Annotated in this window: 24 protein-coding genes and 1 tRNA gene; 12 read left to right on the top strand and 13 right to left on the bottom strand. The window is 72.8% G+C overall.

Translation table 11 applies throughout. The annotated features are described in order from the left end of the window. The first annotated feature begins 72 nt into the window (after window positions 1-72). Window positions 73-537 (top strand): GNAT family N-acetyltransferase, encoded by a 465-nt coding sequence (locus tag ABLM29_RS17015; protein WP_349715480.1) that lies wholly within the window; start codon window positions 73-75, stop codon window positions 535-537. Between the two features lie 19 nt (window positions 538-556). On the opposite strand, the gene ABLM29_RS17010 is transcribed toward ABLM29_RS17015, so the two are convergent. From ABLM29_RS17010 to ABLM29_RS17000, 3 genes are all read right to left on the bottom strand, one after another. Then, complete coding sequence (locus ABLM29_RS17010) at window positions 557-1,519, bottom strand: siderophore-interacting protein (protein ID WP_349715479.1); 963 nt, start codon at window positions 1,517-1,519, stop codon at window positions 557-559. Window positions 1,520-1,591: 72 nt separating this feature from the next. Further along, window positions 1,592-2,167 (bottom strand): dCTP deaminase, encoded by a 576-nt coding sequence (gene dcd / locus ABLM29_RS17005; RefSeq protein ID WP_349715478.1) that lies wholly within the window; start codon window positions 2,165-2,167, stop codon window positions 1,592-1,594. Between the two features lie 60 nt (window positions 2,168-2,227). Next, window positions 2,228-3,814 (bottom strand): methyl-accepting chemotaxis protein, encoded by a 1,587-nt coding sequence (locus ABLM29_RS17000; protein ID WP_349715476.1) that lies wholly within the window; start codon window positions 3,812-3,814, stop codon window positions 2,228-2,230. A 146-nt stretch (window positions 3,815-3,960) separates the two neighbouring features. On the opposite strand from ABLM29_RS17000, the gene ABLM29_RS16995 reads away from it, so the two are divergent. From ABLM29_RS16995 to ABLM29_RS16985, 3 genes are all read left to right on the top strand, one after another. Beyond that, window positions 3,961-4,770, top strand: coding sequence for an SGNH/GDSL hydrolase family protein (locus ABLM29_RS16995; protein ID WP_349715475.1), 810 nt, complete (start codon window positions 3,961-3,963; stop codon window positions 4,768-4,770). Window positions 4,771-4,810: 40 nt separating this feature from the next. After that, a tRNA-Gly gene (locus ABLM29_RS16990) sits at window positions 4,811-4,886 on the top strand. Window positions 4,887-4,984: 98 nt separating this feature from the next. Next, window positions 4,985-5,617, top strand: a complete 633-nt coding sequence (locus ABLM29_RS16985) for a DUF2461 domain-containing protein (protein WP_349715474.1) — start codon at window positions 4,985-4,987, stop codon at window positions 5,615-5,617. Between the two features lie 20 nt (window positions 5,618-5,637). Here ABLM29_RS16985 and ABLM29_RS16980 read toward each other — a convergent pair whose 3' ends face one another. Then, complete coding sequence (locus ABLM29_RS16980) at window positions 5,638-6,093, bottom strand: nuclear transport factor 2 family protein (RefSeq protein ID WP_349715472.1); 456 nt, start codon at window positions 6,091-6,093, stop codon at window positions 5,638-5,640. Window positions 6,094-6,213: 120 nt separating this feature from the next. On the opposite strand from ABLM29_RS16980, the gene ABLM29_RS16975 reads away from it, so the two are divergent. Beyond that, the gene (locus ABLM29_RS16975; protein WP_349715470.1) at window positions 6,214-6,900 is read left to right on the top strand and encodes a hypothetical protein; all 687 of its coding nucleotides are present in this window, start codon (window positions 6,214-6,216) and stop codon (window positions 6,898-6,900) included. 40 nt (window positions 6,901-6,940) lie between these two features. On the opposite strand, the gene ABLM29_RS16970 is transcribed toward ABLM29_RS16975, so the two are convergent. Continuing rightward, complete coding sequence (locus ABLM29_RS16970) at window positions 6,941-7,399, bottom strand: RrF2 family transcriptional regulator (RefSeq protein ID WP_349715469.1); 459 nt, start codon at window positions 7,397-7,399, stop codon at window positions 6,941-6,943. A gap of 169 nt (window positions 7,400-7,568) precedes the next feature. On the opposite strand from ABLM29_RS16970, the gene ABLM29_RS16965 reads away from it, so the two are divergent. The 4 genes from ABLM29_RS16965 to ABLM29_RS16950 all read left to right on the top strand — a co-directional run bounded on the left by ABLM29_RS16965 (window position 7,569) and on the right by ABLM29_RS16950 (window position 12,224). Continuing rightward, on the top strand, window positions 7,569-9,428 hold the full coding sequence (locus ABLM29_RS16965; protein ID WP_349715468.1) for an acyl-CoA dehydrogenase: 1,860 nt from the start codon (window positions 7,569-7,571) through the stop codon (window positions 9,426-9,428). A 111-nt stretch (window positions 9,429-9,539) separates the two neighbouring features. After that, on the top strand, window positions 9,540-10,355 hold the full coding sequence (locus ABLM29_RS16960; RefSeq protein WP_349715467.1) for a maleylpyruvate isomerase family mycothiol-dependent enzyme: 816 nt from the start codon (window positions 9,540-9,542) through the stop codon (window positions 10,353-10,355). 82 nt (window positions 10,356-10,437) lie between these two features. Further along, complete coding sequence (locus tag ABLM29_RS16955; protein ID WP_349715465.1) at window positions 10,438-11,361, top strand: oxidoreductase; 924 nt, start codon at window positions 10,438-10,440, stop codon at window positions 11,359-11,361. Window positions 11,362-11,399: 38 nt separating this feature from the next. After that, a complete protein-coding gene (locus ABLM29_RS16950) occupies window positions 11,400-12,224 on the top strand; it encodes a DUF427 domain-containing protein (RefSeq protein WP_349715464.1) in 825 nt (274 codons plus the stop codon). A gap of 12 nt (window positions 12,225-12,236) precedes the next feature. Here ABLM29_RS16950 and ABLM29_RS16945 read toward each other — a convergent pair whose 3' ends face one another. Next, complete coding sequence (locus tag ABLM29_RS16945) at window positions 12,237-13,037, bottom strand: crotonase/enoyl-CoA hydratase family protein (RefSeq protein ID WP_349715463.1); 801 nt, start codon at window positions 13,035-13,037, stop codon at window positions 12,237-12,239. Between the two features lie 108 nt (window positions 13,038-13,145). Here ABLM29_RS16945 and ABLM29_RS16940 point away from each other — a divergent pair, with 108 nt between their 5' ends. Further along, a complete protein-coding gene (locus ABLM29_RS16940) occupies window positions 13,146-13,736 on the top strand; it encodes a cytidine/deoxycytidylate deaminase family protein (RefSeq protein WP_349715462.1) in 591 nt (196 codons plus the stop codon). A 304-nt stretch (window positions 13,737-14,040) separates the two neighbouring features. On the opposite strand, the gene ABLM29_RS16935 is transcribed toward ABLM29_RS16940, so the two are convergent. The 3 genes from ABLM29_RS16935 to ABLM29_RS16925 form a co-directional block, all read right to left on the bottom strand. Then, the gene (locus tag ABLM29_RS16935) at window positions 14,041-14,436 is read right to left on the bottom strand and encodes a hypothetical protein (RefSeq protein WP_349715460.1); all 396 of its coding nucleotides are present in this window, start codon (window positions 14,434-14,436) and stop codon (window positions 14,041-14,043) included. Between the two features lie 172 nt (window positions 14,437-14,608). Further along, window positions 14,609-15,850, bottom strand: coding sequence for a fatty acid desaturase family protein (locus tag ABLM29_RS16930; RefSeq protein WP_349715459.1), 1,242 nt, complete (start codon window positions 15,848-15,850; stop codon window positions 14,609-14,611). Between the two features lie 41 nt (window positions 15,851-15,891). Further along, a complete protein-coding gene (locus ABLM29_RS16925) occupies window positions 15,892-17,010 on the bottom strand; it encodes a ferredoxin reductase (RefSeq protein WP_349715458.1) in 1,119 nt (372 codons plus the stop codon). 93 nt (window positions 17,011-17,103) lie between these two features. Between ABLM29_RS16925 and ABLM29_RS16920 the strand changes: the two genes are divergently transcribed. Together ABLM29_RS16920 and ABLM29_RS16915 are read left to right on the top strand one after the other, a co-directional pair. Next, on the top strand, window positions 17,104-18,327 hold the full coding sequence (locus tag ABLM29_RS16920; RefSeq protein ID WP_349715457.1) for a PucR family transcriptional regulator: 1,224 nt from the start codon (window positions 17,104-17,106) through the stop codon (window positions 18,325-18,327). A gap of 4 nt (window positions 18,328-18,331) precedes the next feature. Continuing rightward, complete coding sequence (locus tag ABLM29_RS16915) at window positions 18,332-19,285, top strand: SGNH/GDSL hydrolase family protein (RefSeq protein WP_349715456.1); 954 nt, start codon at window positions 18,332-18,334, stop codon at window positions 19,283-19,285. A 131-nt stretch (window positions 19,286-19,416) separates the two neighbouring features. On the opposite strand, the gene ABLM29_RS16910 is transcribed toward ABLM29_RS16915, so the two are convergent. From ABLM29_RS16910 to ABLM29_RS16895, 4 genes are all read right to left on the bottom strand, one after another. Then, window positions 19,417-20,883 (bottom strand): amidohydrolase, encoded by a 1,467-nt coding sequence (locus ABLM29_RS16910; RefSeq protein ID WP_349715455.1) that lies wholly within the window; start codon window positions 20,881-20,883, stop codon window positions 19,417-19,419. A 150-nt stretch (window positions 20,884-21,033) separates the two neighbouring features. Continuing rightward, window positions 21,034-21,903: an HpcH/HpaI aldolase/citrate lyase family protein gene (locus tag ABLM29_RS16905; RefSeq protein WP_349715453.1), complete on the bottom strand. Its 870-nt coding sequence runs from the start codon at window positions 21,901-21,903 to the stop codon at window positions 21,034-21,036. Then, window positions 21,903-22,988, bottom strand: a complete 1,086-nt coding sequence (locus tag ABLM29_RS16900; protein WP_349715451.1) for an HpcH/HpaI aldolase/citrate lyase family protein — start codon at window positions 22,986-22,988, stop codon at window positions 21,903-21,905. The genes ABLM29_RS16905 and ABLM29_RS16900 overlap by 1 nt, the downstream gene beginning before the upstream one ends. Before the next feature lie 22 nt (window positions 22,989-23,010). Beyond that, window positions 23,011-23,598 (bottom strand): DnaJ family domain-containing protein, encoded by a 588-nt coding sequence (locus ABLM29_RS16895; RefSeq protein ID WP_349715449.1) that lies wholly within the window; start codon window positions 23,596-23,598, stop codon window positions 23,011-23,013. Window positions 23,599-23,785: the final 187 nt, after the last annotated feature.

The following is a 23,785-nucleotide window of genomic DNA, read 5'->3' as shown; positions in this document are numbered from 1 at the left end:
CCATTCGGTCGAATTCGGGGCCAATCGGGATGTGACGACGCCGACCCGCGCGGCCGGATACGCTGCCCGGGCATGAGCGCCGACGACGTCAGGACCGCGACGCCCGCGGAGGCCGGGCTGCTGGGCCGGCTGCTGTGGGACTTCAACACCGAGTTCGAGGCGGCGACCCCGTCGGTCGACGAGCTCGGCACCCGGTTCGCCCGACTGCTCGCGCGCGACGACGTGGTCGCGCTGCTGGCGGGAGGCGAGGAGCCGACCGGGTTCGCGCTCCTGACGCTGCGGCCGACGCCCTACTACGACGGGCCGCTGGCGCAGCTCGAGGAGCTCTACGTCCGGCCGGACCTGCGCGACCGGGGGATCGGCACCGCACTGCTGCTGCGGGCGCTGGAGAGGTGCCGCGACCGGGCGGCCGGCGAGATGCACATCAACGTCGACGGGGTCGACGTCGACGCCCGGCGGTTCTACGAGCGGCACGGGTTCCTCAACATCCTCCCCGGCACCGACGACCGGATGCTCTGCTACCTGCAGGAGCTGTGAGGCAGGCGCGGGCTGCCGCTCAGGAGCGCATCGCCACGCCGTCGCGCCAGTAGCCCATGAACGCCACCTGGCGCCGGTCGACGCCGAGGCCGACGAGCGCCCGGCGCAGGCCGGTGACGACCCTCGACTCGCCCGCGATCCAGGCGTAGAGGCCGGGGAACGCGCCGACCGCGGTGTCGGTGGCGGGGCCGGTGGCCTCGCCGGAGGAGGAGTAGACCGGGGTCTCCCAGAGGTCCGGGTCGACCTCGTCCGCGTCGACGGTGAGCGGTCCGGACGCGCCGGCACCGGTCAGGTGGTCCAGCACGGCGGGCTGGAGCCGGGCGCCGCGGCCGCCGCCGTCGCGGGGCAGCCAGGTGACCGAGACGCCCGCGGGGGCGACGATGTCGTCGTACGCGTCCGCGGCCGTGACGGTCTCGAGGAAGACCGCGCCGCGCGCATGCGCGGGCAGGTCGCGCAGGATGCCGCGGATCGCCGGCGCGGCGGTCTCGTCACCGACGATGAGGAGCCGGTCGGCGCCGTCGGGGGCCCACTCGATGCCGCCGAACGCGTGGCCGCGCCGCGGGCAGATCGTGATCAGCTCGTCGCCCACCCGGGCGCCCAGGGCCCACGCGTTGCCGGCACCGTCGGGCACCTCGCCCGGGGCCGGCTCGTGCACCACGATGTCGACGACCAGGCGGGTGTCGGTGCCCGAGCCGACCACGTCGCGGATCGTGTAGGTGCGGATCGAGCCGCGCTCGGCCTCCGGCATCCGCTGCCAGGTGGTCCACCACGACTCGTCGGCCGCCGCGAACGACGGCAGCAGGCCGTCGGCGTTGGGGAAGATCAGCTTGATCCGCTGGTCGAGGACAGGGCCGTCGACGCCGAAGTCGGCCAGCCGGTCACCGCCGAGCTCGAAGCGCATGACGGAGGGGCTGACGCGCTCGGCGGCGCGCACGACCACCCGGTCGAGGATCATCGGCAGCTCGGCGACGTACGTGCTCACCCGAGCAGCGTAACTTAGGAATCCCTAACCTAACTAGGGTCCCGTCCGCGGTTCGGTCAGACCGAGGTGCGGTCAGATCGAGGTGCGGTGGAAGTTCTGGAACGACCGCGACGGCGTCGGGCCGCGCTGCCCCTGGTAGCGCGAGCCGTACTTCGACGAGCCGTAGGGGTGCTCGGAGGGCGAGGTCAGCTTGAAGAAGCAGAACTGGCCGATCTTCATGCCCGGGTAGAGCTTGATCGGCAGCGTCGCCACGTTGGCCAGCTCCAGGGTCACGTGGCCCGAGAAGCCCGGGTCCACGAAGCCCGCGGTGGCGTGCGTGAGCAGCCCGAGCCGCCCCAGCGAGGACTTCCCCTCCACACGCGCGGCGATGTCGTCGGGGAGGGTGACCACCTCGTACGTCGAGCCCAGCACGAACTCGCCCGGGTGCAGGATGAACGGCTCGTCGCCCTGCGGCTCGACCTCGCGGGTCAGGTCCGACTGGTCCGCCGCCGGGTCGATGTGCGGGTAGCGGTGGTTCTCGAACACCCGGAAGAAGCGGTCCAGGCGCACGTCGATGCTGGAGGGCTGGAGCATCGCGGGGTCGTACGGTTCCAGCGCGATCCGACCGGCGTCGATCTCGGCGGTGATATCACGGTCGCTCAGCAGCACGTGGGCACCCTATCCGAGCGGTGACCCGTGCCACGGGGCGGCCGAGCGTGTCGGCGGCGGTCAGTAGGTGAACCCGGAGACCAGCTCGCGCAGCCGCCCCGAGACCGCCGCGAGCTCGTCGGCCGTCCCCTTCGACTCCCGGGCCGCGCCGCTCGTGGTGCGGGCGGTAGTCGCCACGGTGCCCATGTTCTCCGCGATCCGGCCCACGCCGCCGGCCGCCTCGGCGACGTTGCGCGACATCTCGTTCGTGGTGGCGGTCTGCTCCTCCACGGCCGAGGCGATCGTCATCTGGTGATCGTTGATCGCGGCGATGATGTCCTCGATCTCGCGGATCGCGGCGACGGCTCCGGAGGTGTCGGCCTGGATCGTCTCGACGCGGCGCGCGATCTCCTCCGTGGCGCGGGCGGTCTCCTGCGCGAGGTCCTTGACCTCGTGGGCGACGACGGCGAAGCCCTTGCCTGCGTCCCCCGCCCGCGCCGCCTCGATGGTCGCGTTCAGGGCCAGCAGGTTGGTCTGCTCGGCGATCGAGGTGATCACCTTGACCACGTCTCCGATCTCCTGGCTCGAGGAGCCGAGCCGCTCCACCGACTCGGTGGTCGACGCCACGACCGCCACCGCCCGCGAGGCGACCTGCGCCGCCTCGTTGGCCGAGCCCGAGATCTCGCGGATGGAGGCGCCCATCTGCTCGGCACCGGCCGCGACGGTCTCGACGTTGCGGGAGACCTCCTCCGACGCGCCGGCGATCGCTGCGGCCTCCTCGGCGGAGTGTGCCGCGGCCTCGTCGATCGCGCCGGCCACCCGCTCGACGTCCGCGCTGGTGGAGCCGAGCCGGTCGGCGCTCGAGGTCAGCTCGGACATCACGTTGCCCATCGAGTCCAGCGCGGTGTTGAGCGAGCCGGCCATCAGGCTCAGCTCGTCGCCCTCGGCGACCGACAGCCGCGGGGTCAGGTCGCCGGCGGCCACGCTGGCCAGCGCCTCCCGGGTCCGGTCGAGCCGACCGACGATGCTGCGCGTCGTCGCGCGCCAGACCACGAAGGCGATCACGGCGCAGACGGCCAGGAGGGTCACCATCAGCGCCAGGTAGCTGCCCGCCACGCCGCGCGCGTGCTGGGTGATCTCGCCGTTCATCTCCTCCTCGAGGTCGATGAGGACGTTGATCACCCGCAGCCACTCGGTGAAGGCGGGCTTCGCCTCCTCCAGCAGCAGGCGGCGGGCGGCGACCGGCTGCCCAGCCTGCTGGAGCTCGATCACCCGGTCGATGAGCGGCAGGGTGCGCTCCTGCACGGCGTCGATGTCGGCGAGCGCGGCGGCCTCCGCCTCGGTGACGTCGGCGGGGTCGGCGAAGAGCTCGTGCATCGGCCCCTCGGACTCGGCGTAGTCGGCGGCGAGCCTCTCGATGTGCGCGATCTCCTCGGCGGCCTCGCTCGGGGACAGCACGACGTCGCGCAGCGCGATCGCGCGGTCGTGGACGCTGCCGCGGAAGTTGATCGCGTAGCGCTCCTTGACCCCGTTGACGTCGTTGATCGTCGTGAGGTCGGCCTTGATGGTGTTCACGCGCACGGCCCCGACGGCCACCACGGAGGCCACCACGAGCATCACCAGCAACAGCCCCAGGCCGATGCGGGCGCTGATCGTGACCTTCGGCATGCTGCTGCTCCTGTCGATGTTCCGAGACCGTCAGACCGTTCGGGGATCTATCGGTCGGCGGGGGACCCGGTCTGAGCCAATCCGCCGCGCCGGCGCGGGCCGGACCCGCGCGCCGCGTCGCTCCGTGGATCGCGGACAATGGGGGCGTGGTTCTCGACGCGTTGATCCCCGGGCAGTTCCAGCGGTTCGTCGCCCTCGGCGACTCCTTCACCGAGGGCGTCGGCGACCCGGACCCGACCCGCCCCAACGGCGTGCGCGGCTGGGCCGACCGGTTCGCCGAGTCGCTGGCGCTGGTCAGCCCGGACCTCGGCTACGCCAACCTGGCGATCCGGGGGCGCAAGCTGCGCGCGATCGTCGACGAGCAGCTCGAGCCCGCCCTCGCGCTGAAGCCCGACCTGGTCAGCCTCTACGCCGGCGGCAACGACATCCTGCGCCCCAAGGTCGACATCGACGCGCTGATGGAGACCTACGAGGACGCGGTCGCCCGGCTCGCCGGCTCGGGTGCCACGGTGCTGCTCTTCACGGCGTTCGGCGCCCGCTCCTCGTCGTTCTGGAAGCCGATGCGCGGCCGGTTCGCCTACTACAACGAGCTGGTCCGCGAGATCGCCGACACCCACGGCGCGACGATCATCGACTACTGGCGGATGGCCGACTACAACGACTGGGGCTACTGGGACGTCGACCGGCTGCACATGTCGGCGCCCGGCCACGCGCTGATGGCCACGCGCGTGCTCGACCGGCTCCGCATCGAGTACGACGTCCCGTGGCCCGCGCCGCTCGAGCGGCCCACGCTGGTGGGCAAGGAGCGGCGCGCCGCCAACCGGCAGTGGGCCAAGGAGCACCTCGGCCCGTGGGTGCACCGGCGGGTCACCGGCCGCTCGTCCGGTGACGGCCTCGCGGCGAAGTACCCGGCCCTTGTCTCGCCCCGTGAGTGGAGCACCGGCGGCGTGCGGTAGCATCCTCCACGCCTCGGCGGTGCACGCCGATCGGGGCACTGCGGGCGTAGCTCAGTTGGTAGAGCGCGACCTTCCCAAGGTCGATGTCGCGAGTTCGAGTCTCGTCGCCCGCTCCACGAAGAAGGGCCCCTCTGTCGAGGGGCCTTCCTTGTTTCACGGTGTCGGTTCCGTCCGCCCGGTGGAGATGTCCCCGGCCGTCGCTAGGGTCGGCCCCGTGACCACCTTCGAAGGCTTCTCCTCCGCCGCGCTCGACTTCTACGACGACCTCGAGGTCGACAACACCAAGTCGTTCTGGGAGGCCCACAAGGCCGTCTACGCCGAGCAGGTGAAGGCGCCGATGGTCGCGCTGACCGGCGCGCTGGAGCAGGAGTTCGGGCCGGCGAAGGTGTTCCGGCCCTACCGGGACGTCCGGTTCGCGAAGGACAAGACGCCGTACAAGACCCACCAGGGCGCGTTCGTCGGCGTCGGTCCCGCCTGCGGGTGGTACGTCGAGGTGGCCGCCCCCGGCGTGCGGGTCGGCGCCGGCGTCTACGAGGCCTCCGGCGAGCGGCTGGCGTCGCTGCGCGCGGCGATGGCCGACGACCGGACCGGACCGGTCCTGGAGCGGATCCTGGGCGACCTGGAGCGCGGCGGCTTCGAGGTCCACGGCGAGCGGCTCAAGACCGTGCCGCGCGGGTATGACAAGGAGCACCCCCGGGTGGAGCTGCTCCGCATGAAGACGATCCTGGGCAGCCGCCGCTACGGCTTCGAGCCGTTCATCCACACGCCGGAGCTGCTGGACCACGTCCGGGCCGACTGGCGCCGGCTGAGGCCGCTCGTGGAGTGGCTGGCCGACGCCCTCGACTGACCCCGGTCCGCCGGCGGCGCTCAGCCGGCCGCGGTGAACGAGGCCATCGTGCGGTCCGGCTCCCAGTACGCCTTCATCGACTTCACCAGGCCGGCGTCGTCGACGACGTAGACCATGATCAGGTCAGTGACGGTGAAGGAGCCGTCGGGGAACGACGTCCTGATGCTCCCGATGTTGGCGCAGGTGTTGCTGCCGGGGTTGGCGAAGGAGTCGTTGATCGTGAACTCGAAGCTCGCGATCGGCGCGATCGCCTTCTCCCAGAACGCCGAGATCCCGGCGTGCCCGTGGTGGCCGATCCCCTCGGGGTCGAACATCGACGGACCGACGGGGTCCTCGAGCACGGCGTCCTCGGCGTATACCGTGAGCCACTCGGCCAGGTCGCCGCGGGCGACAGCGGAGTAGGAGCGCTGCGATGCGGTCCGGGCCGGGTGCAGGTCGTTCGGCGCGTTCCAGGCGATGGCGTCGGAGGTGATCATGGGAGCATCGTAGGCCGGAAGTAGAACACGTTCTACGTCGACGGGCGTGTCGGCGGTCGGACCGCGACCGGCCACCGCCGGTTCACGCGCGCGTCACGTGGCGCTGCCACCGTGCGAGCCATGGGCAAGAAGCGCAAGGCCTGGATCCACGTCGGGGCGCCCGGCGCCGGTGACATCGTCGAGGCGGCCCTGGTGCACCACCACCGGTCGCTGATCGAGCTCGGCTTCGCCTCGGTCGCACGCACGCAGGCTGAGAGCTTCCGGGCGTCGGTCGAGATGCTGCGCACCCACGCCCGCTGGGGCCTGCGGCGCAGCGACGTCGAGGGGCAGTGGACCCGGCTGGTGCGGAGGGCCGAGAAGGCCCGCGCCGACCTGGTCTTCAGCCAGCCGATGCTCGCCGAGGCCGCGCCGGAGCAGGTCGACCTCCTGGTCGACGCGCTGGTGGGCTTCCAGGTGAACGTCGTCGTCAGCGCGGAGGGCCCCCGCGAGTCGGCCGCCCTCGAGGCGACGGTCCTGCGCTGGGAGCGGGCCGTGCGCAAGCCGGAGCGGCTGCACGTGCTGGCGGTGGCGGAGGAGACGCCGGAGGCCGTGTGGCGGGCGTTCGGCCGCCTCGTCGGGTTCGGCACCGCGTCGCTCGGCCTGGACGACGTACCGCCGACCGTCCCGGTGTGCACGACGCTGCCCGAGGCGCGGCGCGAGCTCGAGCGGCTGGCGCGGCGCAACGCCTCGCTCGAGGTCCGCCTGGAGGAGGTCGACCCCAAGCGGCGCCGGCTGCGCCGGCGCTCCGAGCGGCGCACCGCGGCCTGAGGCCGGCGCCCGGGTCGGCGCCGGGCTCGGCGGCCGGGGGTCAGTGCGACTGCCAGGCGTCCTGGTCGGCGGTGAGCACCTTGACCGCGTCCGGCAGCGACCCGTCCGCGAGCTGCTGCAGCGAGACCTGCTCGAAGACCTCGCGCAGCGAGGCGCGGGCGGCGATCCACACGTGCTGCAGGACCTCGGCGGCGTCGTTGTAGCTGACGGCCTCCGGGCGCAGCCCGTAGACCGAGACCAGTGGCCCGTCCACGGCGCGGATCACGTCGGCGACGGAGACGTCGTCGGGGGTGCGGGCCATCCGCCAGCCGCCGGACTGGCCGCGCTGGGAGAGCACGATCCCGGCGCGGCGCAGGTCGGCCAGGATCGCCTGGAGGAAGCCGTGCGGGATCTCCTGCAGCCGGCCGAGCTCCTCGGCGCTGATCGCGCGACCGTCGGCCCGTCCCGCCATCTCGATCAACGCACGCAGTGCGTAGTCGGATTTGGCGGAAACTCGCATGACTCCATTCTCTCACATATCTCGATCGGATCACTCGACCATGGGCCCCGGGACTGATGGCCCGGAGCCGGTAACCGAACGGTCGCTTGGCCGGCCTTGATTCGCTAAGTGACTGGCGAGTATCATTATGTTACTGACGAGTAGCCATCTTCCTGAAGGACACGTGACTGTGAGCCACTACAAGAGCAACCTCCGCGACATCGAGTTCAACCTCTTCGAGCTCCTCGGTCGCGACGAGGTCCTCGGTGCCGGCCCGTTCGAGGAGTACGACGCGGACACCGCCCGCGAGATCCTCGGCGAGGTCGAGCGGATCTGCCGCGAGGACCTCGCGGCCTCCTATGTCGACAGCGACCGCAACCCGCCGGTCTTCGACCCGACGACCAACACCGCTCCCGTCCCGGCCTCCTTCAAGGCCAGCTACGACGCCTGGATGGCGGCCGAGTTCTGGCGCCTCCAGATCTCCGAGGAGCTCGGCGGCCAGCCGGCCCCCTCCTCGCTCGTCTGGGCGATGGGCGAGATGGTGCTCGGCGCCAACGCGCCGATCTGGATGTACGCCGCCGGCGCGCCGTTCGCCGGCGTGGTGCACCACAACGGCACCGACCGCGACAAGCGCATCGCGCAGATCATGGTCGAGCGCGGCTGGGCCGCGACGATGGTGCTGACCGAGCCCGACGCGGGCTCCGACGTGGGCGCCGGCCGCACCAAGGCCACCCCGAACGCCGACGGCTCCTGGAACATCACCGGCGTGAAGCGCTTCATCACCAGCGCCGAGTCGGACCTGCAGGAGAACATCATCCACCTCGTCCTCGCCCGCCCCGAGGGCGTCGAGGGCGTCGGTGGCCCGGGCACCAAGGGCCTGTCGCTCTTCGTCGTGCCGAAGTACCACTTCGACCACGAGACCGGCGAGCTCACCGGCGAGCGCAACGGCGTCTACGTCACCAACGTCGAGCACAAGATGGGCATCAAGGTCTCCAACACCTGCGAGACCACCTTCGGCGACCCGCAGGTCGGCGGCGGCGAGCCCGCCCAGGGCTGGCTGCTCGGCGAGGTGCACGACGGCATCGCCCAGATGTTCCAGGTCATCGAGAACGCCCGGATGATGGTGGGCACCAAGGCCATCGCCACCCTCTCCACCGGCTACCTGAACGCGCTGGAGTACGCCAAGGAGCGGGTCCAGAGCGCCGACCTGACCCAGTCCTCGGACAAGACCGCGCCCCGGGTCACGATCACCCACCACCCCGACGTGCGCCGCTCGCTGATGACCCAGAAGTCGTTCGCCGAGGCGATGCGCAGCCTGGTGCTCTTCACCGCCTCCTTCCAGGACAAGGTGCAGGTGGCCACGGCCAAGGGTGAGCGCGACGAGCTCGCCGAGGCGGTCAACGACCTGCTGCTGCCGATCGTCAAGGGCTACGGCTCCGAGCGCTCCTGGGTGCTGCTGGGCACCGAGTCGCTGCAGACGTTCGGCGGTTCGGGCTTCCTCCAGGAGTACCCGATCGAGCAGTACGTCCGCGACGCCAAGATCGACACCCTCTACGAGGGCACCACCGCGATCCAGGGCCAGGACTTCTTCTTCCGCAAGATCGTCAAGGACCAGGGCCGTGCGCTGGGCCACCTGGCCGGCGAGATCAAGGCCTTCATCGAGGCCGAGGCCGGCAACGGCCGGCTCAAGGTCGAGCGGGAGCTGCTCGCCACCGCGCTGGCGGACGCCGAGGCGATCGTCGGTCACATGATCAACGACCTGATGTCCGCCCAGGAGGACATCCGCAACATCTACAAGGTCGGCCTCAACACCAGCCGGGTGCTGATGGTGCTCGGCGACGTGGTCTGCTCGTGGCTGCTGCTGCGCGGCGCCGAGGTCGCGCTGGCCAAGCTCGACGGCGGTGCCGGCGAGGACCAGGCCTTCTACGAGGGCAAGGTCGCCGCGGCCCGCTTCTTCGCGCACAACAACCTGCCGAAGATCGCCTCCGAGCGCGCGATCGCCGAGGCGATCGACCTGTCGCTGATGGACATCGACGAGGCCGCGTTCTGACCTCCACCTGAGGTCGCCGCACGACGCCGACGGGCCGCCCGATCCACGGATCGGGCGGCCCGTCGCCCATTTCCTGGGCCCGGCGGTCGCTCGCGCCCTAAGGTCGAGGCCGTGAACGACGCAGAGCGGCTGGCCGGATACATCGACACCTGGGAGGCGGCGATCGCCGACTTCCTGGACCTGCTGAGCGACCTCGACGACGCGGACTGGGCGGTCCCCACGGACCTGCCCGGCTGGGACGTCAAGGCGGTCGCGTCGCACACGGCCCACCTGGAGAGCGTCCTCGCCGGCCGCGGTGAGGAGACCGCCGACGTCGGCGAGCCCCCGCACGTGACCAGCCTGATGGGCGCCTACACCGAGATCGGCGTGGTCAACCGCCGCGACACCGCGCCGGAGGACCTGATCGAGGAGATCAGGAGCGCCACCGCGGAGCGCGCGCGGATCCTGCGCGCGGACCTGCCGACCGACGCCTCGGCCAAGCCCGACCTGATCTTCGGCGGCGTCCCCTGGAACTGGGAGACGCTGCTGCGCAACCGCCCGCTGGACGTGTGGATGCACGACCAGGACGTCCGCCGCGCGCTCGGTCGCCCCGGCGGCATGGACACGCCCGCCGCCGCGCACACCGCGGACTACCTCTCCGAGGGCTTCGGCTTCGTCGTCGGCAAGCGCGTGGCGCCGCCGGTCGGCACCAGCGCCGTGCTCGCGGTCGAGGGCAGCCCCGTGGTCGCCGTCGAGATCGACGAGAACGGCCGCGGCCGGCGCCTCCCCGAGGAGCCGGCCGCGCCCACCGTCCGGATCGCCATGGACCGGGAGTCCTTCATCGGCGCGGCCGGCGGCCGCCGTACCCCCGACCCGGACCGGGTGAGCGTCGAGGGCGACGCCGAGCTCGGCGCCGCGATCCTCGCGGCGATGGCCACCACCCCCTGACCCCCGGCCGGTCCCCGCCGCCTGCGGTCGGCCGGCGGGGTCGCCGGGACTGCTCCCTCGCTCCCTCCCCGATAGGACCCGCATGATCTGGGACCCCGCCGACATCCCCGACCAGAGCGGTCGGACCGCCCTGGTGACCGGCCCGACGCTGGGCGGGCTCGGGTACCACACGGCGCTCGAGCTGGCCCGCCGCGGCGCCCGCGTGGTGCTCGCCGGGCGCGACCTGACCAAGGTGCGGGCGGCCGCCGCCGCCATCGAGGAGGGGGTGCCCGAGGCGAGCACGGAGATCCTCCACCTCGACCTGTCCCGGATGGAGTCCGTGCGCCGCGCGGCGGCCGACGCGACCGCGTTCGGCCCCGTCGACCTGCTGGTCAACAACGCGGGGGTGATGGGGACCGAGCGCACGCGCACGCTGGACGGGCTGGAGCTGCAGATGCAGACCAACCACTTCGCGCCGTTCCTGTTCACGGGCCTGCTGCTCCCGCAGCTGGTGGAGAGCGGCGACGCGCGCGTCGTCACGGTCTCCTCCCAGTTCCACCGGTACGCCGGCAGCCAGCCGACCAGGGACCCGCGGGAGGCCCTCGGCCGCTACCACCGGTGGCAGGTCTACGGGCAGTCCAAGCTGGCCAACCTGCTCTTCACCGGCGAGCTGGACCGACGGCTGGCCGCCGCCGAGCTGCCGGTCAAGGCGCTCGCCGCGCACCCCGGTTTCGCCGGCACCCACCTGGCCGCGAACGGCCGCTACGGCGGCACGCAGGGCGACAAGGCGAGCAAGCTCGACCGGCACATCCGCTGGGTCTCGCAGTCGCCGGCGTCCGGGGCCCGCGCCACGCTGATGGCGGCCACCGCCGACCTCCCCGGCGACACCTACGTCGGGCCGACCAACTTCTTCCAGCTGTACGGGCCGCCCAAGGTGGTCAAGCGCTCCGCGATGGCGCGGGACAAGAAGGCCGCCGCGCGCCTGTGGGCGATCAGCCAGCAGACCGTGGGGCTCGCCTACCCCTGAGGGATGCGCGCGGCGGCCGCCCGCGGTTCAATCGGGTGGTGGCGCTGCGGATGACGACGCACCTCGGGCTGGCTCGCCAGGACCTCGCCTACGAGCCGGTCGCGGTCCGGCTGCGCGCGTTCCTGGACGGCGAGCCCGCGCTGGACACGGTCGCCGGGGTCCTGGTCTGGGAACCGCGGCGGATCGTGCCCACCTACGCCGTGCCCGCGCGCGACCTGCTGGTGGAGATCGAGGCCAGCGACCCGCAGCCGGAGCGGCCCGACCTCGCGGCGCTGCCGCCGGTGCTGGGGCCGGGGTCGTTCGAGCGGCACACGACGCCCGGCACGGCCGTGGACCTCGTCCGCGGGCCGCGGCGACTGCCCCGGGCCGGGTTCGTGCCGGCCGACGCCGACCTCGACGGCCTCGTCGTGCTGGACTTCGCCGCCCTCGACGGCTGGCTGGCCGAGGACGAGCCCCTGGTGGGGCACCCGCGCGACCCGTTCAAGAGGATCGACGTGCTGGCCTCGCACCGCTCCGTCGAGGTCCGCCTCGACGGCACCGTGCTCGCCCGCACCGACCGCGCCCAGCTGCTGATCGAGGGGCCGATGCTGGCGCTGGTCCGCTACTACGTCCCCGCGCAGGACGTCGTGCCCGGGGTCCTGGTCCCGAGCGAGACCCGCACCACCTGCGCCTACAAGGGGAGGGCGTCCTACCTCTCGACCGCCGACGGGCGGCCCGAGGGTCGCGACATCGGCTGGACCTACCCCGAACCGCTCGACGACGCCGTGCGGGTCCGCGACCACGTCGCGTTCTGGAACGAGCGGACGGACGTCCTGGTCGACGGCGAGGTCGTCGAGCGGCCGGTCACGCCCTGGTCGCGCTGAGCGTGACCGGGGTCAGCGCCCGCGCGGTCCGTAGACGGCGTCCTTCTTGGTGAACGCGGCCTCGCGGGCGGCCTTGGTGTTGCGGGCCGCGAGCAGGAAGAGCTGCTCGGCCCGCTCCCGCGCGAAGGTACGGCGCGGCGAGGCGTTCCACGTGCCGTCGTACAGCCGCTTGGCGGCGGCGAGCGCGTCCGGCGACTTCCGCGACAGCTCCTCGGCGAGGCGGTGCGCCCCGGCCAGCGGGTCGCTGTCGAGGCTGGTGACCAGGCCCAGCTCCTTGGCCCGGGTGCCGTCGAACGTCTCCGCGGTCATCGTCAGCAGCTTGGCCTGGTCGATGCCGATCAGCTCCGACAGCGCCTGCACGCCCGACATGTCCGGGATCAGCCCCCACTTGCCCTCCAGCACCGACCAGCGGGAGTCCGGCGTGGCGATCCGGAAGTCGGCGCCGAGCGCGATCTGGAGGCCGCCGCCGAGGCAGTGGCCGTGCACCGCGGCGATCACCGGCACGGGGATGCGCCGGAACGCCCAGGGCGCCTCCTGGAAGGTGTTGGTGCCGCCGCGGCGCCACGGACGCGGGGTGAACGCCTTCGCGATCCCGCTGGGGCTGCGCAGCACCGACGCGAAGTCCAGGCCCGCGCAGAACGCGTCGCCCTCGCCGGAGACGATGACCGCCCGCAGGTCCTTGTCGCGGCGCAGCTCGCGGGCGGTGGCGACCAGCCCGTCGAGGACCTCCAGCGTCAGTGCGTTCAGCTTGTCCGGCCGGTTCAGGCGGACGTGCGCGATGCCCTCGGCGACCTCACAGGTGACGGTGCTCATGACCGGATCCTACTGGTTGGTAACGAGTGTGCCGAGGTGCGGCGCTCGGGTGGGCGGCGGAATCCCCGGTCGGCCGCCGGCGGGCGCACCGACCACTACGATCGCAGCGTGTTCGCCCAGATCCTCGACGTGATCGAGCAGGACGTCGTGCCGCTGACGCGCTCCGGCGTGGCTCGCGGCAACAAGCTCTTCGGGGCCGCCATCCTGCGGCGCTCCGACCTGTCGCTGGTCGTCGCCGAGACCAACAACGAGATCGAGAACCCGCTGTGGCACGGCGAGATCCACGCGATCAAGCGCTTCCACGAGCTGTCGCGCGCGGACCGCCCGGCCCCCGCGGACTGCGTCTTCATCGCCACCCACGAGCCCTGCTCGCTGTGCCTGTCCGGGTTGGCCTGGGCCGGGTTCACCGAGTGCTGGTACCTCTTCAGCCACCAGGACTCCGCCGACGCGTTCGCGATCCCGCACGACATCGCGATCCTGCGCGGCGTGTACGCCGTCCCCGACCCGGACCGCGAGGCCCCGGCCCCCGGCCGCGACCTCTACAACCGCAGCAACCCGTTCTTCAGCACCCACGACCTCGCCGCCGCCGTCGCGGGCACCGAGCTGGACGCTCAGGTGTCGCGGCTGCGGGCCACCTACGACGACCTGTCGGCGGCGTACCAGCGCACGAAGGGCGGGCACGAGATCCCGCACGCCTGAGCGGAGCGGTGGTTTCGAGGCTCGCTTCGCTCGCACCTCAACCACCGGTCGGTTCGCACTGCGCTCGCACCTCAACCACCGGTCGGTTCGCACTGCGCTCGCACCTCAACCACCGGTCGGCTTGACGGCTGCCATCGCGGGGAACGCGCGGCGAGCCCGCGGAGGGAGCGAAGCGACCGGAGCGGTCGAGCCGGGCTTCACCGCGTGCAGCCGCCGCAGGCCGCCGGCGGACCCGGCACCGAGCGGACCTCGACCGCGAGCGCGGCAGCGCGGCGGAGCGAAGCGGAGACGCGCTCGCGCAGTCCTACAGGTGATCGGGGACGATGAACGCGTCGGGGTCCTGGCGGGGCGGGATGCTCTCGAGCGCTAGGTTCACCAGCGCCACCCGGGCCTGGATGATCGCCTTGCGCTTGAGGCCGCGCTCCTCGCCCATCCGCTCCTCGACGGCGGCGGTGATCTGCTCCTTGGTGAAGGAGGGGCGCTCGCCGACGGGGACCTCGATGTCGGGCAGGCCCACGAGCACCGGCAGGAGCTGGTCGCCGAGGCCGTCGAGCAGCACGAACCGCTGGTACCGGCCGAGGTCCTCCCACGCGTCGTCGACGGTGCGGCGGCCCTTACGGACGTCCTTGTCCTGCGCCCCCAGCACGCCCTTCGCGGCTCCGGTCAGGGCGGCGGTCAGCTCGTGCTCGGTCAGGCGCATGGTCCTAGTTTCCCACCGTCGGCGCCGCGCGCGCTCGGGTGGTGGTTTCGAGGCTCGCTTCGCTCGCACCTCAACCACCGGCAGGGCGCTCGCTTCGCTCGCACCTCAACCACCGGCGAGGACGCGAACGCCGGCCCCGGTGGACCGGGACCGGCGTTCGGAGGGAGCGTGCTCAGGCCGCCTTGGCCGCCTTCATCTTCTTCACCTGGCGGTCCAGGTGGATCTGGGCGACGCGGCGGGTGCGCTTGTCGGAGGTGACCATGCCGTAGAGCAGCTTGAGCTGGCTGGGCAGGTTCTTGGCGTTGGTGGTGGCCAGCCAGCCGTTGGGCAGCGAGAGCCGGACCACCTTGTGCCAGGCGCTGCCGACCTGCTGCGGGAGCGGCGCGGCGTGGTAGTTGAGGCCGTACTTCTCGAAGACCGCCTGCACCTTCGGCGCGACCTCGGCGTACCGGTTGCTGGGCAGGTCCGGGTAGAGGTGGTGCTCGATCTGGTGCGACAGGTTGCCGGTCATGATGTGCATCAGCTTGGAGCCGGTGATGTTGCAGGAGCCGAGCATCTGGCGCAGGTACCACTCGCCGCGGGTCTCCTTGTCCGGGATCGACTTCAGCTCGAAGGTCTCCACGCCCTCGGGGAAGTGGCCGCACATGATCACGGAGTGGGTCCACAGGTTGCGGACCACGTTGGCCACGAAGTTGGCGGCGAGGGCCGGCACCGCGGAGCCGGTCGGGAGTGCCAGCAGCGGGTTGACGACGTAGTCCTTGGTGGCCTGCTTGCGGATCTTGCGCAGCGTGTTCTTCGCGTTCCTGGCGAACGACGCGGGCCGGCGCTCCTTCGGCAGCCGCATGTTGCGGCCCAGCTCCAGGTCGTACGCCGCGATGCCGTACTCGAAGAAGCAGGCGTTGACGAAGTTCCACAGCGGCTGGCCCAGGTGCATCGGGTGCCAGCGCTGGTCCTCGTCCACGCGCATGATGCCGTAGCCGAGGTCGTTGTCCTTGCCGATGATGTTCGTGTAGGTGTGGTGCACCTCGTTGTGGGAGTGCTTCCAGCCCTCGGCGGTCGACGCGTTGTCCCACTCCCAGGTGGTGGAGTGGATCTTCGGGTCGCGCATCCAGTCCCACTGGCCGTGCATGACGTTGTGGCCGATCTCCATGTTCTCGAGGATCTTGGCCACGCTCAGGCCGATCGTGCCCACGATCCAGGCCGGCGGCAGGGCGCTGAACAGCAGGACGGCGCGCGAGCCGAGCTCGAGCTTGCGCTGCACGTCGACGACCTTGTGGATGTACGCCGCGTCGGACTCGCCCCGGGCGTCGATGACCTCCTGGCGGATCGCATCCAGCTCGGCGCCGAGCGCCTCGATGTCCTCGGGGGTGAGGTGGGCGGTCGGGTCGGTGTCCTTCTTGGTGATGGCAGTCATCGCGGAGCTCCTCTGGCTGTCGTGCGCGTCGGGCGGGCGGGTCAGTGGTCGATGTGGCAGTCGCCGGCGGCGGCGTTGATGCACGTCTGGATGGAGACGCCGCCCGCGCCGGTCTCACCCGGTACGGCGACGGTCATCTCGCCGGTGCGCAGGTCGCGCACGGCGCCCGACCTCATCGGCAGCACGCAGCCCATGCAGATGCCCATCCGGCAGCCGCTGGGCATGAGGACGCCGGCGTTCTCGGCGGCGTCGAGGATCGGGGTGCTGCCGTCGGCGTCGACGACGCTGCCGCCGGCGAAGGTCACGGTGCCGCCCTCGGCGCCGTCGGCGTCGACGAGCGCGGGGCGGAACCGCTCGGTGTGCAGCGTGAGGCGGTGCTCGTCGTAGTAGGCCTCGAGCGCGTCGAGCAGCCCGACGGGGCCGCAGGCGTAGGCGACGCGCTCGTGCAGGTCCGGGACCGCTGCGGCGAGGTCGTCGGTGGTGAGCAGGCCGTCGGTGTCGGTGTGGCGCTCGATCAGGCGCAGGCGGCCGGTCTCGGCGTACTCCCGCATCTCGGCGCCGAAGATCACCTCGGGGCGGGCCATCGCCGAGTGCACCAGGACGATGTCGCTCTCGACGGGCGCGGCCTGGGAGAACAGGTTGCGCAGCATGCCGATCACGGGGGTGATGCCGGAGCCGGCGGTGATCATCAGCATCTTGCGCGGCAGCGGGCGCGGCAGCACGAAGTCGCCCTCGGGCTGGCCCAGGTGGAGCATGGTGCCGGCGGTGACGCGGCGCGCCAGGTACTGCGAGACGGTGCCGTCGGGGATCGCCTTGACGGTGATGCTGATCCGGCCGTCCGGGCGCGGGCCGTGGGTCAGGGAGTAGCAGCGCCACAGCCGTACGCCGTCGACGTCGACGCCGACCCGGACGTACTGCCCCGGGACGTGGCCGGCCCAGTCCCGGCCGGGCTTGATCACGACGGTGGTGGCGTCGGCGGTCTCGGGGCGGACCTCGACGATCCGGCCGCGGACCTGCTCGACTCCGGTGCCCCCGCGCAGCGGGTGGAAGTGGTCCAGCAGGTCGTCCACGGTCAGCGGGTGGACGGCCGCGTCGGCGATCTGTCGGAGCAGGCCGCGGGCCCGCGAGGTGGCGGGCTTGGCGGCATAGGTCGCGCTCATGGTCCCATCGTGCCCGCCGGAAGGGGTAAAGTCCTGTGTTGAGTCGGTGAATCGAAGCGCGTTTATTGTTCGCTGCGAACAAAGGAGTGGCAGGTGACGGAGACAGCGCCGCTGCGTTCGGCGGACCGATCGGTGGAGCAGGTGCTGCTCGATCCGCGCGTCGCCGAGGCGATCCGGGCCGAGCTGCCCACCATCGCGGAGGACGCCGTGGCGCGCATCATCGCCGAGGTGCCCGCCTACGCCGACGCGTTCAGCGGCCCGATGGGCAGGACGATCCGGACCGCGGTGCAGGTCGCGCTCGGCGGCTTCCTGTCGCTGGCCACCGACCGGCGGGGCGGCCAGGACGGCCCCGCGCCGCGGGCCGAGGCGCTGGACGGCGCCTACCAGCTGGGCCGGGGCGAGGTGCGCAGCGGCCGCACCTCCGACGCGCTGCTGGCGGCGTACCGGATCGGGGCGCGCGTCTCCTGGCAGCACCTGTCCACCCAGGCGCTGGCGCAGGGCGTGGACGCCGCCACCCTCGCCTCCTTCGCGCAGATGGTCTTCGCCTACATCGACGAGCTCTCCGCGGCCTCCGTCGCCGGACACAGCGACGAGTCGGCGTCCACCGGGCGGGTGCGCCAGCGTCTCCTCGACAGGCTCGCGCGGCACCTGCTCAACGGCTCCGCGGCCGCCACCACCGCCGACGCCGCGGAGCGCGCCGACTGGACGCCGCCGACGACCCTGACCGCGGTGATCGCCCCCGAGTCGCAGGCGGGGGCGCTGCTCCAGCTGCTGCCGGGCGGCACGCTCCAGGTCGCCGAGCTCCCGGAGCTGGACACCGCCACCCTCCTCCTCGTGCCCGACGCCCACGGCCGGCGCCGGGCGGCGCTGCTGAGCAGCCTGCGCGGCCGCGGCTGCCTGGTGGGCCCGGCCCGCGACTGGCTCGACGTCCCGGCCTCGTACGCCCGCGCGCTGCGGGCCCGCGAGCTCGGCCTGGCCGACGACACCGAGGCGCACCTCGCGCAGCTGGTGCTGACCGCCGACCCCGCCGCGCTCGCCGACCTCCGCGCCCAGGTGCTGGCGCCGCTGGACGGGCTCCGCCCGGCGGCCGCGGCGAAGCTGACCGAGACGCTGCGCGAGTGGCTGCTCCACCACGGGCGGCGCGACGACGTCGCCGCGGCCCTCTTCGTGCACCCGCAGACGGTCCGCTACCGGATGGGCCAGCTCCGCGAGCTGTACGGCGACGCCCTGGAGGACCCGGCGACCGTGCTCGGGCTGACACTGGCGCTCGGTGTGCCGGCAACGCCTGCGGGCGATCGGGGCGGCTCCGTACGGTAGGCGCATGCGACGCGCGGCCGCCCTGCTGGCGCTGCCGCTCGCCGCGCTCCCCACCGCCGCCTGCAGCGGCGAGGGGGCCACCGTCACGGGGGAGGCGCCCGCGCCGGGCAGCGCCTACGTCGCGATCGGTGACTCCTACACCGCCGCGCCGGGGATCGGCGCCTCCCTCGACGACGCCTGCGGCCGCAGCGCGGGCAACTACCCGAGCCTGGTCGCCGCCGCGCTCGACCTCGAGCTGACCGACGTCAGCTGCAGCGGGGCGCTCACGGTGCACGTCTCCGACCCGCAGTACGTCGGGGACCAGGTCCGGGCGCCCCAGGGCGACGCGCTCGGCGCGGGGACGGACCTGGTCACGGTGTCGCTGGGCGCGAACGACGACGGCGTCTTCGGCGGCCTGCTCGGCTGCGTCCCGCAGGCCGCCGCCGACCCCACCGGGTCGCCGTGCCGCGACCACTACCTCGGTGCGGATCTGGACGGTGCGGATCTGGACGGTGCGGATCTGGACGGTGCCGGTCAGGACGGCCTCGCGCCGGGCGGGGTGACGCCGGCGGAGGGCGCCGTCGACCGGCTGCGGGTCCGGCTCGCCGGCCGCGTGGCGGCCGCCGTCGGCGCCGTGCAGCGCCGGGCCCCGCGGGCACGGGTGCTGGTGGTCGGCTACCCGGTGATCGCCCCGACCGAGACCTGCCCGCAGTTCCCCCTGGCCACCGGCGACGTGGCGTTCGTCGCCGAGGTGAACGCCGTGCTCAACGACGCGCTGGCCGCCGGCGCGGCCGAGCGCGGCGCCGACTTCGTCGACCTGACCGCCCCGACCGAGGGCCACGACCTCTGCTCCGCCGACCCGTGGGTGGCCGGCCAGACCCCGACCGGTCCGGCGACGCCGTACCACCCCTACGTCGAGGAGCAGCAGGCCGCCGCCGCGGCGATCGTCGCCGCGCTGTCGGTGCCGGAAGGCGGGTAGTCCCTGACGAAAAGCACCCGAGATCGGCGGATCCCGGTGCTTTTCGTCAGGGACTACCCCACCCGTCAGGGACTACCCCACCCGTCAGGGACTACCCCACCCGTCAGGGACTACCCCGCCTGCGCGGCGACTCAGGCGCGGTGCACGACACGACCGCCGACCACGGTCAGCGCGACCGGCGGGCGGGCGGTGGTCAGGGGGTCGTCGTCCAGCACGACCAGGTCGCCGGGCGCCCCGGCGGAGACCATCGGCCGGCCGTCGGTGGAGGCGGCCAGCGCCTCGGCCCTGCTGAGCGCGTGCTCGGGGTGCCAGGCGGGTCGCTCGTCGCCGGTACGCCGCACGGCGGAGTCGATCGCCAGCCACGGGTCGAGCGGCGAGACCGGGGCGTCCGAGCCGAGGCGCACGTCGGCGCCCGCGTCGAGCAGCCAGCGGAAGGCGAAGGCCCGCTCCGCGCGGTCGGCCCAGGTCACGTCCACCAGGTCGCGGTCGTCGACCAGGTGGTGGGGCTGGACGCTGGCCCGCAGGCCCAGGTCCGCGATCCGGGAGGCCTGGTCGCGGGTGATCAGCTGGGCGTGCTCGATCGAGCCCCGCGCGCCCGTGGTCCGGTACGACGTGAGCGCCTGGTCGAGTGCCGCGTCGCCGATCGTGTGGGTGGCCACCTCCAGCCCGTGCGCGTGCGCGCGGGCCAGCAGGCCGGTCAGCTCCGGCCCGCTCAGGTTCGGCGCCCCGGCCGGGTGCGCGGGCGGCGCGCCGTGCAGGTAGTGGTCGTGGCACCACGCGGTCCGGGTGTTGAGCGAGCCGTCGCTGATGATCTTGAGCGGGCCGGCGACCAGCCGGTCGTCGTCGTGCAGCAGCGGGTCGCCGCTGCGCACCCCCGCCTCGAGCACGGCGTCCAGGCCGTCGGCATAGGTCGCGGCGCGCACGCGGAGCAGGTCGCAGCCCGCCAGCCACCGCTCGCGCCACGCGTCGAGGTCGCCGACGAACTCGAAGTCGACCAGGCCGACCACGCCCATGGCCGCGGCCCGCTGCAGCGTGGCCCGGTAGTCGTCGGTGCCCGAGTCGGCGGTCAGGCGCGCCAGGCGGGCGTAGGCGGCGTACCACTCGGTCTCGGCGACGACACCTTCCCGGGGCGCCAGGTCGAGCGCGGCGAGCGCGGCGGAGTTGAGCCAGCCGTGGTGGCCGTCGCCGGCGATGAGCACGACCGGGGTGATCCCGGAGACGGCGTCCAGGTCGGCCACGGTGCCCTCGCTGCCCCACGTCGCGGGCCGGTGGCCCCAGGCGATCACCGGCATCCCCGGAGCCGCGGAGACCAGGTCGGCGACCAGCGAGGTCATCTCGGCCACGCTGCGGACGTGGCTGGTGTCGGCCCGCCGCGACGCGAGGCTCCACTGGCCGAGGTGGACGTGGTGGTCCCACAGGCCGGGGGCGAGCCAGCGGCCGGCGGCGTCGTACTCCTCCACGCCCGCGGGACGGCTCAGCCCCGCGCCGACCTCGGTGACGGTGCCGCCCGAGACGAGCACGTCGACCGGCTCGTCGGGGGCGAGGTCGTCGGGAGCGATCGGCACCAGCCGCGCGCGCCGCAGGAGCAGATCGGGCACGGGCCAACCGTAGTCAGGGCGCGGTTGCGGCAGTAGGCCGGTCTGGCCCACTCGGCTGCGTCGGGAGGCAAGGCCCCGAAAAGCGCGCCGAGTCGGCAGAAACTTTCTGCCGACTCGACGTGTGCGCCTGTCAGTTCGTGCCGACTCGCGTCAGGCCTGGAGCGCCCGGATCGCCTCGTCGATCTGCAGCGTGCGCTGCGCGGACTCGACGTGGAGGCTCTCCACCATCTTGCCGTTGTAGGTGACGACGCCGCTGCCCTTGCCGTCCTCCCACGCCTGGATCAGCCCGCGCGCGTCGGCGACGGCCTGCTCCGAGGGGGCGAAGGCGGTGTTGGCGCCCTCGACCTGGCCGGGGTGGATCAGGGTCTTGCCGTCGAAGCCCATCTGGCGGCCCTGCTCGCACTCGGCGAGGAAGCCGTCGATGTTCTTCACGTCGTTGTAGACGCCGTCGATGATCACGATGCCGGCGGCGCGGGCGGCGAGCAGCGCCAGGCCGAGGCCGGTGATCACGGGCTGGCGGCCGGGCACGTGCTCGGCGTACAGCTCCTTGACGAGGTCGTTGGTGCCCATCACGAAGCCGGTCAGGCGCGGCGACGCCTGGGCGATCGCGAGCGCGTTGAGCATCCCGATCGGGGTCTCCACCATCGCCCACAGCGTGGTCTTCTCCGGTGCTCCGGCGGCCTCCAGGGCGGCGACCAGCTGGCGCACCTCCTCGGCGGAGTTCACCTTCGGGACCAGTACGACGTCCGGGCCGGCCGCGGCGGCGGCCTTGATGTCCTCGTCGTGCCACTCGGTGCCGATCCCGTTGACGCGGATGATCAGGTGGCGCTCGCCGTACTCGCCCGAGGTCACGGCAGCGGCGGCGGAGTCGCGGGCCTCCGGCTTGGCGTCGGGGGCGACGGCGTCCTCGAGGTCGAAGATGATGGCGTCGGCGGCCAGCGTCTTCGCCTTCTCCAGCGCGCGGGCGTTGGAGCTGGGCATGTAGAGGACGCTGCGCAGCGGCTTGAACTCGGTGGACATCAGGCACCCACCTCGATCGCGTCGTAGGCGGCCTTGAGCTCGGGGTCGATGGAGGCCAGCTTCTCGGCCAGCTCGACCATCACCAGGCACTGCTTGAGGGAGGCGTCGTCCTCCATCTTGCCGTCGAGCATCACCGCGCCGGTGCCGTCGCCCATCGCCGCGACCACGCGGCGGGCGTGCGCCACGTCCTCGACGCTGGGGGAGAAGACGCGGTTCGCGATCGCGATCTGCTTGGGGTGCAGGCTCCAGGTGCCGACGCAGCCGAGCAGGAAGGCGTTGCGGAACTGGTCCTCGCAGGCCACGACGTCGGCGATGTCGCCGAACGGGCCGTAGTAGGGGTAGATGCCGTGGGTCGCGCAGGCGTCGACCATCTTGGCGATCGTGTAGTGCCACAGGTCCTGCTGGAAGACCGAGCGCTCGGCGTCGATCACGGAGGCGCCCGCGGCGTCGCGGGGCGGGTCCTGGCGGACCAGGTAGCCCGGGTGGCCGCCGCCGACGCGGGTGGTCTTCATCTTGCGGTCCGCGGCCAGGTCGGCCGGGCCCAGCGACAGGCCCTGCATCCGCGGGCTGGCGCCGCAGATCTCCTCGACGTTGGCCACGCCGCGGGCGGTCTCGAGGATCGCGTGGATCAGGATCGGGCGGGTCAGCCCGGCCTTCGCCTCGAGCTGGGCGAGCAGCCTGTCGACGTAGTGGATGTCCTCGGCGCCCTGCACCTTCGGCACCATGACCACGTCGAGCTTGTGGCCGATCGCCGGCACCAGGGTGGTGAGGTCGTCGAGCACCCAGGGGCTGTCGAGGGAGTTGATCCGCGTCCACAGCTGCGTGGGGCCGAAGTCGGTCTCCTGGGCGATCTTCACCAGGCCCGCGCGGGCGGCCTCCTTGTTGTCCGCCTTGACGGCGTCCTCGAGGTTGCCGAGCAGCACGTCGACGGTGCCGACCATGGCCGGGATCTTGGCGGCCATCTTCTCGTTGCTCGGGTCGAAGAAGTGGATCGCGCGGCTGGGCCGGGCGGGGATCTCGCGCAGCGGGGCCGGGGCGCCGACCGCCAGCGGGCGGAAGAAGTCCTTGGGGCTCTTGTGGGTCACGCCGGCCCACGTTACCCGTGCGTCACTTCGCCGGGTATGACCGATCTCTCGCCGGACGCCCGCGTCCGCGGCGGCGCCGCCACCAGGGGCGGCGCGGAGCCTCGTCCGACTCCTGGCCGGAGGCCGTACGCCGGGCCGCGCGCCGCCCGCGCCAGGCGGCCACGGTCTCCTCGACGTCCCGCGGCATGGTGATCAGCGGCGGCCCCTCGGGCAGCGAGTACCGGGCGCGGATCACCCGCGCGTTGAACTCCTCGACCTGCTCGCGGACCTCGTGCTCCGCGGCCAGGCCGTCGAGCCGCCCGTCCAGCTCGGCGTCGTCCTTGCGCAGCTGGAGCGAGGCGGGGAGCACCGCGATCCGCTCGCGCTCGACCAGCTTCTTCAACCACCACTCGGGGTCGTGCTGCGTGCCGAGGTCCTCGATCGGCTTGCCGGCCCCGGGGAGGTCGTCGAAGTCGCCGCGCTCCATCGCCTGGCGCACCTGCAGGTCGACCCAGGTCTGCTGCTGCGCCATCCGGGCGGCCGCGGCCGACCTGGTGTCGGGGCGGGGCGTGCCGGGGCGCTCGACCGAGTCGCGCTCCGGCGCCTGCGGCCGGTCCTCGCCCTCGGGCATGCGATCACCTCGGCGGCCAGCCTACGTGGGGTGGTGGTTTCGAGGCTCGCTTCGCTCGCACCTCAACCACCGGGCGGGCTCGCTTCGCTCGCACCTCAACCACCGGGCGGGCTCGCTTCGCTCGCACCTCAACCACCGGGCGGGCTCGCTTCGCTCGCACCTCAACCACCGGGCGGGCTCGCTTCGC

The sequence above is a fragment of the Nocardioides sp. YIM 152588 genome, from assembly GCF_040191335.1.
Lineage (GTDB): Bacteria > Actinomycetota > Actinomycetes > Propionibacteriales > Nocardioidaceae > Nocardioides.
The sequence above is the reverse complement of the archived record's forward strand: the minus strand, read 5'-3'. Positions and strand labels throughout refer to the sequence as shown.